General features: G+C 37.6%; 9 protein-coding genes. 2 read left to right on the forward strand and 7 right to left on the reverse strand.

Going from position 1 to position 14594, the window contains the following annotated elements:
• Nucleotides 1–12: 12 nt before the first annotated feature.
• The 5 genes from Q4503_RS14880 to Q4503_RS14900 all read right to left on the reverse strand — a co-directional run bounded on the left by Q4503_RS14880 (nucleotide 13) and on the right by Q4503_RS14900 (nucleotide 7389).
• Entirely contained in the window at nucleotides 13–792 is a 780-nt protein-coding gene (locus Q4503_RS14880) for an ABC transporter substrate-binding protein (RefSeq protein WP_303602753.1), read from the reverse strand.
• Nucleotides 793–1018: 226 nt separating this feature from the next.
• Nucleotides 1019–2341: an MATE family efflux transporter gene (locus Q4503_RS14885; RefSeq protein ID WP_303602762.1), complete on the reverse strand. Its 1323-nt coding sequence runs from the start codon at nucleotides 2339–2341 to the stop codon at nucleotides 1019–1021.
• Nucleotides 2342–2560: 219 nt separating this feature from the next.
• Nucleotides 2561–3325 (reverse strand): 2,5-didehydro-3-deoxy-L-galactonate 5-reductase, encoded by a 765-nt coding sequence (locus tag Q4503_RS14890; RefSeq protein ID WP_303602754.1) that lies wholly within the window; start codon nucleotides 3323–3325, stop codon nucleotides 2561–2563.
• Nucleotides 3326–3464: 139 nt separating this feature from the next.
• Nucleotides 3465–5531, reverse strand: a complete 2067-nt coding sequence (locus Q4503_RS14895) for a DUF4962 domain-containing protein (protein ID WP_303602755.1) — start codon at nucleotides 5529–5531, stop codon at nucleotides 3465–3467.
• Between the two features lie 67 nt (nucleotides 5532–5598).
• A complete protein-coding gene (locus tag Q4503_RS14900) occupies nucleotides 5599–7389 on the reverse strand; it encodes a hypothetical protein (RefSeq protein ID WP_303602756.1) in 1791 nt (596 codons plus the stop codon).
• Between the two features lie 140 nt (nucleotides 7390–7529).
• Between Q4503_RS14900 and Q4503_RS14905 the strand changes: the two genes are divergently transcribed.
• Complete coding sequence (locus Q4503_RS14905) at nucleotides 7530–8540, forward strand: LacI family DNA-binding transcriptional regulator (RefSeq protein ID WP_303602757.1); 1011 nt, start codon at nucleotides 7530–7532, stop codon at nucleotides 8538–8540.
• Between the two features lie 153 nt (nucleotides 8541–8693).
• On the opposite strand, the gene Q4503_RS14910 is transcribed toward Q4503_RS14905, so the two are convergent.
• Both Q4503_RS14910 and Q4503_RS14915 read right to left on the reverse strand, forming a co-directional pair.
• Nucleotides 8694–9284: a pentapeptide repeat-containing protein gene (locus Q4503_RS14910; RefSeq protein WP_303602758.1), complete on the reverse strand. Its 591-nt coding sequence runs from the start codon at nucleotides 9282–9284 to the stop codon at nucleotides 8694–8696.
• Nucleotides 9285–9360: 76 nt separating this feature from the next.
• A complete protein-coding gene (locus Q4503_RS14915; protein WP_303602759.1) occupies nucleotides 9361–11250 on the reverse strand; it encodes a PQQ-dependent methanol/ethanol family dehydrogenase in 1890 nt (629 codons plus the stop codon).
• A gap of 912 nt (nucleotides 11251–12162) precedes the next feature.
• Between Q4503_RS14915 and Q4503_RS14920 the strand changes: the two genes are divergently transcribed.
• Nucleotides 12163–14211 (forward strand): NosR/NirI family protein, encoded by a 2049-nt coding sequence (locus Q4503_RS14920; protein ID WP_303602760.1) that lies wholly within the window; start codon nucleotides 12163–12165, stop codon nucleotides 14209–14211.
• Nucleotides 14212–14594: the final 383 nt, after the last annotated feature.

Here is a 14594-nt window from a genome sequence, read left to right on the forward strand (position 1 = left end):
CATACCATTAAACTAATTGAGGCTCTTCGCTTGCCAATCAGGAATACCGTAACGCTTTAATATTTTTGATAGTTGACCTGTTGCTCTTAGTTTTATTAATCCCTGGTCAAATATATTGATGTATTTGACTTTAAACTTAGGAGAATAACCAATATAAAGAGGAACAAAATCACCCTCTGTACCAGCATATTTTAAATTGGAAATATTGCTGTTCTGAAGTTCATATTCAATATTAAAGCGCGAATCCAATACCATTGATATTCGTTGCTTACTTAACATCATTAATATATTGGATAATGGACTATTACCTGAGGCTGAATATATATGTTGCCCTGAAGTTTCTTGGAGCTGAGTTATTCCATCGCTATATTTATAACCTTTAATTATTCCTAGAGTGTTACCCTGTTCAATCTCTTTTTTTAGACTTTCTATAGAGCTAAATTTCCACGGGTTTGTTTTTATGACATAAAAATCATGATACCAACCACCATAAACTTTCAGGCTTCGTTTTAAATGATATTCTTCAATATGTTCAGCGGTTAAAGCTAACACCATATCTAATTTTGATTGTTGCAGCAGTATTAATGAGCGTGCGAGGGGAAGGATATTAAAATTAATATCTAAACCATTATGTTTAGCAATTTCATTTATGACCTCAATTAATACACCCGGCTTGTGTACTTCATTGCAAATATAAGGACACCACTCGTCCGAACCAACGTTTAGTGTTTCGTTTGCAACTGTATTAAAAGAGACTAAAAGGATAATGACCGAAATGTATTTAAGCAGCATTTGTATTATTCATTCTTTGTAAAAGCCATTCTGTTTATTGAAGGTATTATATTTATAATGAATACGCTACTAAAATAAGATTTATAAACGCTCTTATTTTCCAGTCAGTGAACAACAGTTAACGCCTGCTTTCGTATCAATTAATATTCCCTAGAGCTATCAATCTACTATAAGTCAGTAAGTATATTGATTAAGCTAAAATGATATTATTTATCAATAAGTAATATCATAATCGGCTTATATAAGTATTCTTATAGCGATAAAAAGGGATGGTTTTGAGCAGTTCTTCTATTGGTATCATGGCGAATGCCCAAAAAATGGATACCTCAAAATACAGAACTAAGACAGCACAAACAGGCAGTGATATGGCCCATTGTGTTACAAAGTGAATTTTAAGCACCAGATTACTATTCCCTAGTGCGCGAAGAATATTACCGGCAACGGTATTGTAGGCACGAATAATTGGCAGAATGATATAAAGCGGCGCAATAATCATTAGCGCTGTTTGAGTTTCAGGTTCAATATCTGGATAGACCCATCTAATACATTGGCTGAGTATAAAAAATAGTCCTGCAATAATTACCGACAGCGTCATGCCGACTTTTGTACAGCGAGTAACAAAATGCTTTAGGTCACTGGTTTCTTTTTGCCCGAGCAACTGACTAATACTGATGCCAGAAGCTTGAGCCCAAGCATTCGGAAATTGCGTACCAGCGCGAACCCAAGGAAAAATCAAGGTAATAGCAACAAACGAGAACAGATCCAATTGAGCGAACAATAGTTGGTAAACAGTCGCCCCAACGGATAAAACAAAAAAGTTAGCGGCTATAGGATATATTTCACGGTATTGAGGGCCAATCTCTAACCCAAAGTGTCTATTTTTAGGGTATGTCAAATCGACTTTATTATCAGTGCGCAACGCCAAGTAAAAAAATATCGCCCTTAAGAAAACGGCAATTAAGCTGCCCCAAGCTGCTCCTTCGACACCCAGCCCTTGATGTGTTGCAAACCCGTTTATCAGAAAATAGCTAAGTAAGGCATTAACCGGTAATTCAATCATAAAGCCTTTTAATGGTACTTTGGAGTTACCTTGACCATTACAAAAAGCCGTACAAACTTGCGTGTATGCTGTTATCACCACGATATATTTAGTGATGGATATATAGTTATTCGCCAGCTGTGCTAAATCACTGTCATCAGTAATAAAAGCAACTAAATCAGTACTCCACAAGGTTAAAATAAACAGAAAAACAAAGGAGGTTGATATATTGATCAGCAAGCCAGACCAATATGCTACCGCTAAATCAGCCTTATTATCCGAGCCGTAAGCTCTGCCGACCAAAAGTTGAATACCATTACCAATAGCAATTTCAAGACCTAATACAAATGCCACTATCGTTGTGGCAATACCCATCGCGGCAACAGGTAGTTCTCCCAGTGGTGCAACGAGCAATGTATCAATCATTAACATCGATTGTACTAGCAACGCATTAAAAGCGAGTGGCCATGCTAATGCAAAATTACGCCGAACATACGCACTAGAATTCATCAAGAAATAACCTTTATTAAAAAGCCCCCTACAACAGATAAATAGTTGTAGAGGGAAGCGGGTAAACTGTTCTTCAATTTAATCATCGATATAAAAATTCTATAATCGATATCATCTTCTGATCTTACTAACGGTTATTATGTACCGGAAACTAACTAAAAAAATATAACGACTACACTTACTATAACTAATAATAAACTATTGAAATAGCATTACTTATTATCGGCCCATCCATCCACCATCCACTAATAAAGTAGTACCATTTACATAGCTTGCGGCGTCAGAAGCTAAAAACACAGCAGGTCCTTTAAAGTCTTCTGGTTTACCCCAACGACCTTGTGGAATTCTAGCTAAAATAGAAATGGAGCGTTCTGGATCATTACGTAAGGCTTCAGTATTGTCTGTATCTATATACCCAGGCGCAATCGCATTCACATTTACGCCTTGTCCTGCCCATTCATTTGATAGTGCCATTACTAACTGCCCTATAGCACCTTTGCTAGCTGCATAGCCAGGAACCGTAACCCCACCTTGAAAGGTTAATAACGAAGCAGTAAAAATAATTTTACCCGCTCTACGAGCAACCATTTCTTTACCAATTTCACGACTAAGAATAAATTGAGAATTTAAGTTCACATCGATAACTTTGTCCCACAACTCATCTCCGTGCTCTACAGCGGGTGCACGTAAAATAGTACCGGCATTATTCACTAAAATATCAATTTGAGGAAAGTCGGCTTTAACCTCTTTAATAAATGAATACAAAGCCTTGCGGTCAGAAAAATCACATTGATAACCTTTAAAATTACGTCCGAGTGCCACTACTTTTTTTTCAACATCTGAGCCTTTTGATTCTAAACTGGCTGAAACCCCAATAATATCCGCGCCTGCTTCTGCCAACCCAAGCGCAATAGCTTTACCAATGCCACGTTTACAGCCAGTAACTAGGGCAACTTTACCCGCTAAATTGAATTTTTCTAACATTTACTTTATCTCCTAATCATTATTTATGACCGAGTTATTACTCACTTTTCGATATTCATTATTCATAACCCAGGAACTGACAATCGCTAATTTAGCGATTGTCAGTTCCTGGGTTATTGATTAATTACTTGTCAAAGGCCTACAGCACGCCATCGTAACTTGTCGCTTTAATTACCTTACCCGCTTTATCCTTTAAAACAGAAACCCATTTTGACTCCGCTTGAATGTCTTGATAAGCAATTTTATTTTCGTTAGAAAAAATAAAGGTTTCAATATGATCTTTCGAGGTTATTTCAACACCAATACAGTGTTCACCTTTAATCGACGTCACTGAAATGTTATCACTCGCGTCACCTTGAATAGCATCTTTAGGCTGAAGTACATTAAGGAAATAACTATTTTTACTTTTTTCTGGGTTCTCAATTAATAATGTTTTTAAGCTAATGCGACGAATATCATCCGGACGTTGAGGCGTCATTATTTCTTCAACTAAGGTTTCATCAACTTTCGTTGCTCTCACTTCTGGGAATACCGTAAATACGTTAAGCGCGCCAGTCCCATTAATAATTTCAAACTGGTTTTGGCTTACTTGATTTGCATATTTTTCTGAATGCATACGCCAAGTAAATGTGTGCTCTAGCTGACTCTCTAGTTCGTCTAAAAAGATAAAATAGCCGCATTCGCTATTAATGATATGGCGTGCATTACGTGTTAATTCCATTTCTGGATAATACATTTTACTCGATTCACCAACCACATAGGTATAGCCATTATCATTAGAAAAAGCTTCAATTTTTGCAATGGCTTCTTCTGGCACATCTCGCCATACGTTATGAATGCCTTTACAGTTTAAATCGAATAATTTTGGATCACTTAAATCCCCTTCATCCCATATTTTCTCACCAACACAACCGGTACCATCAACCGTAATCAAGTTGTGAACTTCCGCTTTAGATGTGCGGTTGTAGCCCTCATCAATCGCTAAGGACGCACCATTATGTATTAGTATAAAGTGATTAAAGTCTACGTGATAATGGGTCAAACTACGGGTTTTCCAATCGTTTTCTTTGTCTAACTTCCAGCTGAGTTCCCATTGCTTATGACCGCCAGCAGGGCTTGATTTAAATGAAAGATGCGTAGCATCTGTGTCCCAGCTAGAACGCATAACCACAAGACCAAGATCTGGGAAGTATTTGGTTAACGGCAGCGCTTCTGGTGACTTTTCTTCTATCTCAGGGTTAAACCAAATTAACTCTAAGAAAGCCTCAGGTAAAATACCTGGGAAAATTTTACTTTGATAAGCTTCTCTAAATAAGAACTTAGTGCGTACCATTTCACCTAACCATTGCGACTGCTCATTATTATATTCTGAGGCGATTTTGTAGTAAGCAGCAACGGAGTGAGAACTTCTTCTATCATGTACATCGGCAAAGTTAATATTCTCCTCCCAGTTAGGCGCAGACTGGTAAATACGGTAGTCGAAAGAATTTTTTAAAAAGCCGGCATTAAAGTAATTTGGTCCGCCATCTTCTCGAATATAATCGGCCGCAGATAAGAAGAAGTTAATCGCGTATCGCCAATATCCTGTTCCTTCGTAGTTAGAGCCATCTTCAGGCAGGTATTCAAATACTTTTTCAAAGTTATCTTTGATTTCATCAATCCATACTTGGGCACCTTGGTGCTCAGAGCGAATAGCATAAGCGGTAGTTAATAAGCCTGAATAATTAATCCAATTATGATTTTGCCAATAGTTAGTCGACCAACAATGGCCTAAGTTCTCTTGGCCGTAATCAAAAATCTTATTGCCTTGCAGGATCAATTTATTAAGAAACTGACTACGTTCTTCTTCAGTTAAGTAATCTTTTATCCAATCGTAAGAAAGCCCTAAACCATACAGTAACCATGACGCACTAAGATCCACATCGACTAAAAATCCATATCCCCAAACATCATAATTAACCGCAGTAAAAATCCAACGCTTTGCTTCTTGCAGGTAATGGTCTTGTTCAGTTAATAAATAGGCCAAACTTAAGTTTGCGGCGGCCATTCCTATATAAGTAATACTAGTATGCGGATGTTCTACTGATAACACTTCGTTTTCATACGCGCTACATTGCTCTAAAAGTCGAGTCAAATGTTCTTTACGACAAGTTTTTAGCTCTGCTTTTAAAACATCAAGTTGGTCGTTTATAAGTAAGTAATTCATGGTTAATTCCTGTAATAAAAAGTGGTAAATAATGAGGTTCAGTAAACTCTCGAGAAAATAAGTCTCATTATTTTATTTGTGATTCCGCATCCTTGGTTGTAGTAACGGGCTCCTTCCCCGCATTGAGCATTAACAAACTAATTACCCCAATTGTCACTGCAAGTACCAGAATAACTATTCTGCCTGCTAGTGGATTTGGAATGATCAGCATCAAGGCAATGAAACCCGCTACTGCCACACCAAAGCGCCCAATAGCGGTAAGTTGACTTAAATCATTGCCCTCACCTACTTCTTTTTCAAAATCGATAGGTGTTTTCATATTTGTAAAGAATTTGTCAACCATTTGACGATGTGCGGATCTTTGATTTGGTGCAAAAAGTGTTGAAACTAAAAAGCCAAACGTGCCAGAGCCCATCACGCCGAAGAACTGTTGTTGGAAGTTCCATTCGAAACTATCACTATAGGCTTGTGAAAATCCTAAGTAACTTAGTGGCACTTCAAAGTAAGCTAAGCTAGAAAAGATCAACGCACAGGCTATTGAGAACAACGCAGCCCACCAAGGTGTTTGTCGAATAAACATGCCTAAAAGTAACGGAATTGTAATTGGCATAGAAAGTAGTGTTCCGACTTGCAGCATGATTTCAAATATTCCGGAGCCATCTTGCTGGGCAAAATATAGCGCTAGCAATACAATCAAAAACCCCATTACCCACGTTAATGTTCGACCGTAGTTTAATAGTTCGGATTCTTTTTTAGCTTGCCAACTAAGTTTACGTGATATTTTTGGATAAATATCTTTGATCAGAATGGCAACATTGGTATTAAGGCCTGTATCCATAGAGCTCATAGTCGCCGCAAGAATGGCAACAACGATCAAGCCAACAAGCCCTACAGGCAACAAACTAATACTAGCAACGGCATAACTTGCCTCAGCAGACTTGGCGATATCAAACGCCATAACAAGATCTGGGTATAATAATCGAGCGGTAATGGGCGGTAAGAACCAAATAACACTACCTACCAACATTAATACTGAACAAAGCAACGCGGCTTTTTTGGCTTCTTTCCCATCTTTAACAGAAAAGTAACGTGGCGCAGCATTCATTGAGTTGAAGACAATAAATTGTTTTGCCATCATCGCACTTGCCCAGCCCCATGTATACGCACCACCAAATAGAGTCGCGGAGTTGATCATACTATATTCTTCGGTTAACCCTTGCTCCTCTATTTTCACAAATAAATTTTCAACTCCGCCCAACGCATCTAAGCAAAGATAGGCAACGATTAAAGTAAGTGGCACTAAAATTAGACCTTGTAAGAAGTCAGTCGCCATAACAGCCCAGCGTCCACCAGTTGCAGAATAAAGTAGAACAACAACACCACAAACAACGATAACGTAATTAATGTCGTAGCCAAATACGGCAGAACAAAAAATACCTAAACCGTAAAGTGCCATAGCGGAATATAAAATACGAATGGGTACTTCATAGTATGCATAGAAATCACGAGTTTTCTCACCAAAACGACCAGCAATAGCTTCAGGAAAAGTAGTCACCCTCATTTGGCGTAACCAAGGTCCCATAAAAAGGTAATTGACGAAAAAGCCAAGTACGTTACCAAAGAATATAAACATGGCCGAGAACCCTGACTCGTAGGCGATACCAGCAGCACCGGTAAAAGTCCACGCACTAAATGCACTCATAAAAGCACTACTACCAACTAGCCACCACGTTCCTTTGCTGCCCCCTTTAAAGTAATCGTCGGTATTCGCCGAAAACTTTTTGAAAACAAGACCAACGATAATGATCAGCAGAAGGTATCCAACGATCACTAGATATTCAACATTCGAAATTTCCACTCTTTTTGCCTTTTATTAGGTTGCTAAAGTAATTGATAATGATTAGTAAACCAATTTACTAAACCGATTTAGTTGATTAAGTTATCATAATATTGCAAAATGTCAACATTCAAGTATTTGGACTTTCAAAGAAAATATACATGCAAAAAAAAATAAAGTTAATTGATGTCGCAGAGCTTGCCGGTGTTTCAAAAAGTACGGTATCTCAGTACCTAAACGGCCGTTTTGATTACATGTCAGAAAAGACAAAAGAACGCATAAAGCTGGCTATAGAAGAGCTTGATTATGTACCAAACCCTATTGCTCGTAGTTTAAAAATGAATAAGACTAAAACAATAGGAGTAATAGTAAGGGATATTACCGGCTTCTATACAAGCCGCACCCTTAGAGGGATTGATGACTATTGTAAAAAAAGTGACTACAACGTATTAATATATAATACGGATGTTGATCCCGAGGTTGAAGCAAAGTCGCTAGAGACATTGTACCAATTACGTGTAGACGGAATTATTATTGCGTCTTCAGGTCAAAATACAAAATTAATTGATAAATATATTAATAACGGTCTACCTATTGTTCATTTTCAACTTGAACATGATGGCAATGAAAAAAATATAATTGTTTCTGATTATCGAAAAGCGGCGTTCGACGCAACGGAATACTTAATAGAATTAGGACATAAACGAATCTGTTTTCTTACTCAAGATTTTCAGAGTATGAAATCAAGAAAGGACCGTTACCTTGGCTATACCGATGCTTTAGAAAAGCATAACATTCCTGTTGATCAACAATTGGTTCAATATTGGCACCGAAATATCGGTTTTCAACAATCACCAAAAAGTATGCTTGCTGCGGCTAACCCACCAACGGTATTTTTTACACAGCATTTACCTATTACGACTGAATTATTAACAGCGTTTAATAACGAGAATATTTCAATACCTGATGATGTTTCACTATTAGCTTTTGATGAGCTACCAATGGCTGAGTATTTAAAAGTACCTATTACAGTAATAACCCAAAACCCTTATGAAGTAGGTAGAGAGGCAACAAAGTTGTTACTTGATAAAATTAGTGACGATGAAACTCCGCCACAAAAAATTGTCCTTCCTTGTTCTTTTATTAAAAGACAATCTTGTAAAAAAATATAAAAGGAATGCAATTAAGCCCTCTAACAATCATGAAGGCGCTTAACTGAAAACATATTGGAAGCCTCAACGCCTTGTTTACTGCAATAGCAGAGGCTTTACATTTATGATATTTAGCTTTTAGAGCCACTTATATACTTACTTGTACTTTTCAACTTACCAGTCATGTGGGCAAAGTTCGCAACCTTCCATATAAGCCCCCTGAAAAATGGCATAGCGTTTGAATACACCATCCATTACTGCATCTTTAAAATTAGCATCGTAAAACTTGGCTTCTTGCACATTAGCATTTTTTAGATTAGCTCTCGTTAGGTCGGCTTTAGCAAACCAAGCCATTTCAAAATTAGCTGCTCGTAAGTCAGCATCAATTAGCTTAGCACCGCTCAACCGAGCAAATTCAAAACCACCACCGCGTAAATTAGCTTTATTAAGTTTAGCGCCTTGCAAAAATGCCGCCCACGCCTGTACTGATTCTAAGTTTGCTCCTCGAAGATCGGCCCCTTTAAGGTTCGCATGACGCAAGTCTGCACGAACTAAGTTTGCTCCTCGAAGATCAGCACCGGCAAGGTTAGCATTGCCTAATTTAGCATGCCGCAAATCGGCATTACGTAAATCAGCACCGGCACAATTAGTTTTAGGCATAATTACACAACTACCTATTCGCCTTTCAGTGATATCTTCCGCTTGAGCGAACTGAGTGCTTATATGTAAAAAAATTAGCGTGAAAAATAGTTTTTTAATTATCATCTTCATCTTCCTATGTGAGACAACACAGGCCAGCTTTACTGACCGGTGTTAATATTAGCTATCGATACGAATCAGTTTAGTCAAGACGTGCGATATCTTTCGCCCACTTAGGTACTTTAAATACCCAGTAAGATCCACCTTGAGATACTGGTTTAGTTAAATCAGCCATACCGCCACCCCATAAAGGTACTGCACCACCATATCCTGATGCTACGCCAACATACTGCTCACCGTCCATTTCCCAAGTAATAGGACTAGAAATAATGCCACTACCGGTTTGGAATTTCCAAAGCTCTTCACCAGTTTTTGCATTAAATGCTTTAAAGTAACCATCACCAGTACCTGTAAATACAAGGTTACCTTTGGTTGCTAAAACACCAGCCCAAAGAGGTAATTCTTCTTTATGTTGCCAAACAATTTCACCACTTATCGGATCGATAGCACGTAAATTACCAACGTGATCATCAAACATACGTTTAATGCTAAAACCTTGTCCAAGATACGCAGAGCCTTTTGTGTATTTAACTTGTTCAGTCCAGTAATCTTCTTTCCAATGGTTAGCACCAATATAGAACAAACCTGTATCTTGACTGTAAGCCATTGGGTTCCAGTTTTTAGCGCCTAAGAAAGGAGGTGATACTTCGATACTTTTACCACGTTTCTCTCCTGGCTCTGGTTTCGGCGGACGTTGACCTTCTACTTCTACCGGACGACCAGTAACAGGGTCTATGTGAGTCGCCCAAGAAATGTTTTCAACAAATGGGAAAGCTTTAATAAACTTACCGTCTTCTCGGTTAACAACATAGAAGAAGCCATTACGGTCGGCATGAGCAGTCGCTTCAACAACTTTTCCATCATCTTCATATTCGAATAAAACAAGTTCATTGTTACCAGAGAAATCCCAAGCATCGTTAGGTGTATGTTGATAGAACCATTTCACTTCACCAGTAGTAGGATCAACACCTAATTGCCCTGAGGTATAAAGACTATCGTAATCAGCTGGCTTTCCATCTTTACCAGTACGTGCCCAACCGTTCCATGGTGCAGGATTACCGGCACCAATAATAATAGTATTGTTATCTACATCAAAGCTAGCACTTTGCCACGGGGCGCCGCCACCATGATGCCAAGCTTCCACCAATTCACCATTTTCATCACGTGGCCAAGAAGGTGCACGCACATCGCCAGTTGGCGTACTTTCTTTACCATTAAGACGTCCCATATGCCCTTCAACAAAAGGACGCATCCATATTTCTTCACCGGTTTCCGTATCTCGAGCAAACAACTTACCTACGATACCAAATTCGTCACCAGAAGAACCATGAATCAGCATAACGCGGCCAGTTTTCTTATCCTTAATGATAGTAGGAGCACCGGTCATAGTATAACCAGCTTTGTGATCGCCAAATTTCTTATTCCAAACCCTTTTACCTGTTTTTTTATCAAGTGCAACTATTCGCGCATCTAGCGTACCAAAATAAACTTTGTCACCATAGATAGCCGCACCACGGTTTACCACGTCACAACAAGGGCGAATATCTTCAGGTAAACGATGACTATAAGTCCATAGTTTTTTACCTGTTCGTGCATCCATCGCAAAAATTCTAGAATAAGAAGCTGTCACGTAAAGTACGCCTTCATGATACAAGGCTTGCGTTTCTTGTCCTCGTTGCTTTTCATCACCGAATGACATGGTCCACTGTGGAACCATCGCTTTGATGGTGTCGGTATTAATTTGGGTTAAATCACTATATCGCTGTGCTTTTACCCCCATACCGTAACCTAATACATCAGTGGTTGTATCTTGATCATTAAGAATATCGTCCCAAGTTACCTTGTTGGAGTCGGCTTGCACATTCAAAGCTGCACTTGCTAAAACAACAGTTGCGATACCTACAGCAATACGATGAAGTGCCCATTTTTTTGCTCCCGGCGTTTGACGAGAATTATTTATCTGAGTTTGCATATTATTTCCTCTATTAATTGTAGCTATTCAGCTAGGTAAAAAACTATTTACTTAATAAAAACTATGAAGCATCTACTACCAATATGTATTGCTTATCACAGTGAAGGGTTTGTTATTTTTATTCGTCTTCCATTCCAATTTAACCATCGTGTTCTATCATTTTATTTAGTAGAAATATTCAGGTGTCCTTACTCAATCGCTAATGCTTTTTTGTAATATCTATCTCCCTACTATTTTTGAATCACAATACTTCCTTCGGTTAAATATTAATCGTCTTGTTGGTAATGACGCTATAGGAATAATTCCTTTTAGTAATCTGTTTTCAAGAATGATAAACCCAGGCCTAACATTAAAAATAATTATTATTTATCAATAACTAAAACGAACAATACTTTAGTATGAATTAACCTATCCCATAGCATAATTAAAAGGCTTATCCAAAGGTATAGCTCAAATAGTTCTTAAGGTTTGCGTGTTAGTAATAATGTTTTTATCAAATAAATTTACTGATGTTTTTGGTAATTTTTTGCTAAGGAACTACTCCCCCAGCTGACAGTTTTAAGGTTTGGAAATATTGCAATTCTCTTAGCCTTCGGAGGACATTTGACAAAGATCTTCTTGGTAAGAAAATGACATTATTACTCGGTAGTAACCTAACAGAGTGATAGATAGTTAAGACTAAATAATGAGAGAAATAGTCTTATAGTTGCATGGTGATGACAGTAATTTGGGTTTTAAGATGATAATCGAATAAGCAGTTATTGCTGATAACATTGGTGATAAAAAATACAATTTGTATCTCTATTCAAACTATAAAAAGGAACAAATCATGAACTCATCTTTTAGCAAAAAACAAATACAATGAATAGGTTAACACTCTGTAAAACAATACTATTAATAAGTTTATTCTTTATGGTGCCAACCACCTCTTTGGCATTATCCACCGACTCACCAGATGGCTGGAATGAAATTTTTCCTCATGCTACTTCAATAGGTGAAAAAGAATCTTCCCCACCTGTTTGGCCAATATATCAGGTGGGAAATTTGGTTGGCTATCTCTTTCATTCTCAAGACGTTGTAGCGTTACCAGCATTTTCTGGTGAGCCTGTAGATATGCTAATTGGCATAGACCTAGAAGGAAAGTTAGCTGGTGTTCTCGTTGTCGAACATCAAGAGCCAATATTTTTGCATGGCTTTGGTGAGCAACCACTATTTGATTTTGTTAAACAATATGCTGGTCTATCAGTTTTAGATAGTATTAAGGTTGGTAAGACGTCAAACAGCACTCATGTGGCGATCGATGGAATTACAAAAGCAACAGTTTCAGTGGTTGTAATCAACGAATCAGTATTATTATCTTCATTAGCTATTGCCCGTAAAACCCTCGATGGCTTTACAAGTAATGCCGTTGCCGATATTTTAAACACTTATGAACCTCTTGATATTAAAGCACTGGAAAAGAGAAATTATCTTACTAAGTTAACCCTTACTAATTCTGATGTAGCACAGGCATTTGATGACGATAATATAGTGGAAAAAATAGCCGTCACTAATAAGATAAATAAATCAACGTTCGTAGATTTGCATTTTGCTTATCTTAATTCTCCGATGATAGGTAAAAACCTATTAGGTAATGACTACAAACTGTTAATGCAGCGCTTAAATGAAGGTGAACATGCTCTTGGTATTTGGTCTTACGGTGCTTACCACCATGTTGATAAAGATTTTATACCTGCCTCAATTCCAGATCGACTATCAATATTACAAAATGATGTACCGATAGAAATTCGTGATTTAAACTTTTATGATTTATATGAAGGTAAAAAAGAAGCCTATAGAGGAGCGGAAGCCTTAAATATATATAGAATAAAATCACATTCAGGATTTGATCCTGGATCTCCTTGGACCTTATCATTAACCGTTTCTTATGGAAATAATCCTTGGTTAAACCAGGTATCTTCCGTGTTCCCAATAGATTATCAACTCCCGAAGTCTCTTTATAGTTACCCTGAATTAGACAATAATAATACTTCCCTCCCCTTATGGTTAGAGCTTTGGCATAACAGATCTAGTGAGATTACTATACTAGTGTTAAGTCTGTTGATTTTAACTTTTCTTTTTATTTATCAGCATCAACTTTCCCGACGTTTTACATTATTTCATCGTGTCCGTTGGATTTTTTTAATTTATACCATAGTGTTTATTGGCTGGTATGCACAAGGACAATTATCAGTAGTAAACATATTTCCAATTCTGCATTCACTCTTTAACGGCTTTGACATTCAAACCTATCTAATGGATCCAATCATTTTCATTCTCTGGTCATATGTATTTATTAGTCTTTTCCTTGTGGGTCGTGGCTTATTCTGCGGCTGGCTTTGCCCTTTTGGCGCCTTACAGGAAATGCTGGGTTGGTTAGCTAAGAAATGGCGAATACGACAACTTAAAATAACCTATCCACTACATAAAAAACTACAACTGGTAAAGTATGGTGTGTTGTTATTCTTAGTTGGATTATCACTATATGCCAATGTTATGGCTGAAGTAATGGCTGAAGTTGAACCTTTTAAAACAACGTTCACTTTAATGTTTGTTCGTACTTGGCCCTTTGTAATTTATGCTTTAGTGATATTAGGTCTAGGATTATATATTAATAAGTTTTACTGTCGTTATCTCTGCCCTCTTGGTGCAGGATTATCACTACTTGGAAGGTTTCATCCAATTAAGTGGCTAAGTAGACGTAAAGAATGCGGCAGTCCATGTACACTTTGTCATCATAAATGTGATATTAAAGCCATTACTCCATCAGGCTCTATAGATTATAACGAATGCGTACAATGCTTCGAATGTATCGCCTATTATAATAATGCCAGTTTGTGCCCACCACAAAAACAAGAGAAAAAACGGCTCGAAAAACTTAATTTATCTACAGAGCAAATTGAAATTAAATGTGTTAGTTAAATCATTAGTAATACTAATAACTCTCAAACAGCAAAAAGCCCGTTACCTTCGTAACAGGCTTCCGCTTTTATAATAAGGAGTGCAGGATGCACAGGAACGGTCTCACATAAAGAGAAGAACACCCACACGCTTATACCTTCGAGCGCTGCTGCGTTGACGTACAGGATGTACTAATGTCGTGGTGTCAGGATGACAAGTAGCAGACACAACTTCTGAGCGCCGCGGCAATATGAACGAATTCCCTACATGGATGTAGGAAATTATACCAATTCCGATATTTTTATGATCTAACAAAATATCAATTTAAACAGTTTTATGATCTAATATAAGCTCAGACGAGGAACTATATATGGCTCATAACTTAGCAAAGTTAATTTCATCAA

It is taken from the genome of Colwellia sp. 6_MG-2023, assembly GCF_030547765.1.
In the GTDB taxonomy this organism is placed as follows: Bacteria; Pseudomonadota; Gammaproteobacteria; order Enterobacterales; family Alteromonadaceae; genus Colwellia.

Bases quoted from the DNA above. Each gene is read 5' to 3' on its own strand.
- Q4503_RS14895 (WP_303602755.1), bottom strand. From the start codon at position 5,531: ATGAATTACTTACTTATAAACGACCAACTTGATGTTTTAAAAGCAGAG.
- Q4503_RS14880 (WP_303602753.1), bottom strand. From the start codon at position 792: ATGCTGCTTAAATACATTTCGGTCATTATCCTTTTAGTCTCTTTTAAT.
- Q4503_RS14905 (WP_303602757.1), top strand. From the start codon at position 7,530: ATGCAAAAAAAAATAAAGTTAATTGATGTCGCAGAGCTTGCCGGTGTT.
- Q4503_RS14920 (WP_303602760.1), top strand. From the start codon at position 12,163: ATGGTGCCAACCACCTCTTTGGCATTATCCACCGACTCACCAGATGGC.
- Q4503_RS14890 (WP_303602754.1), bottom strand. From the start codon at position 3,325: ATGTTAGAAAAATTCAATTTAGCGGGTAAAGTTGCCCTAGTTACTGGC.
- Q4503_RS14910 (WP_303602758.1), bottom strand. From the start codon at position 9,284: ATGATAATTAAAAAACTATTTTTCACGCTAATTTTTTTACATATAAGC.
- Q4503_RS14915 (WP_303602759.1), bottom strand. From the start codon at position 11,250: ATGCAAACTCAGATAAATAATTCTCGTCAAACGCCGGGAGCAAAAAAA.
- Q4503_RS14885 (WP_303602762.1), bottom strand. From the start codon at position 2,341: ATGAATTCTAGTGCGTATGTTCGGCGTAATTTTGCATTAGCATGGCCA.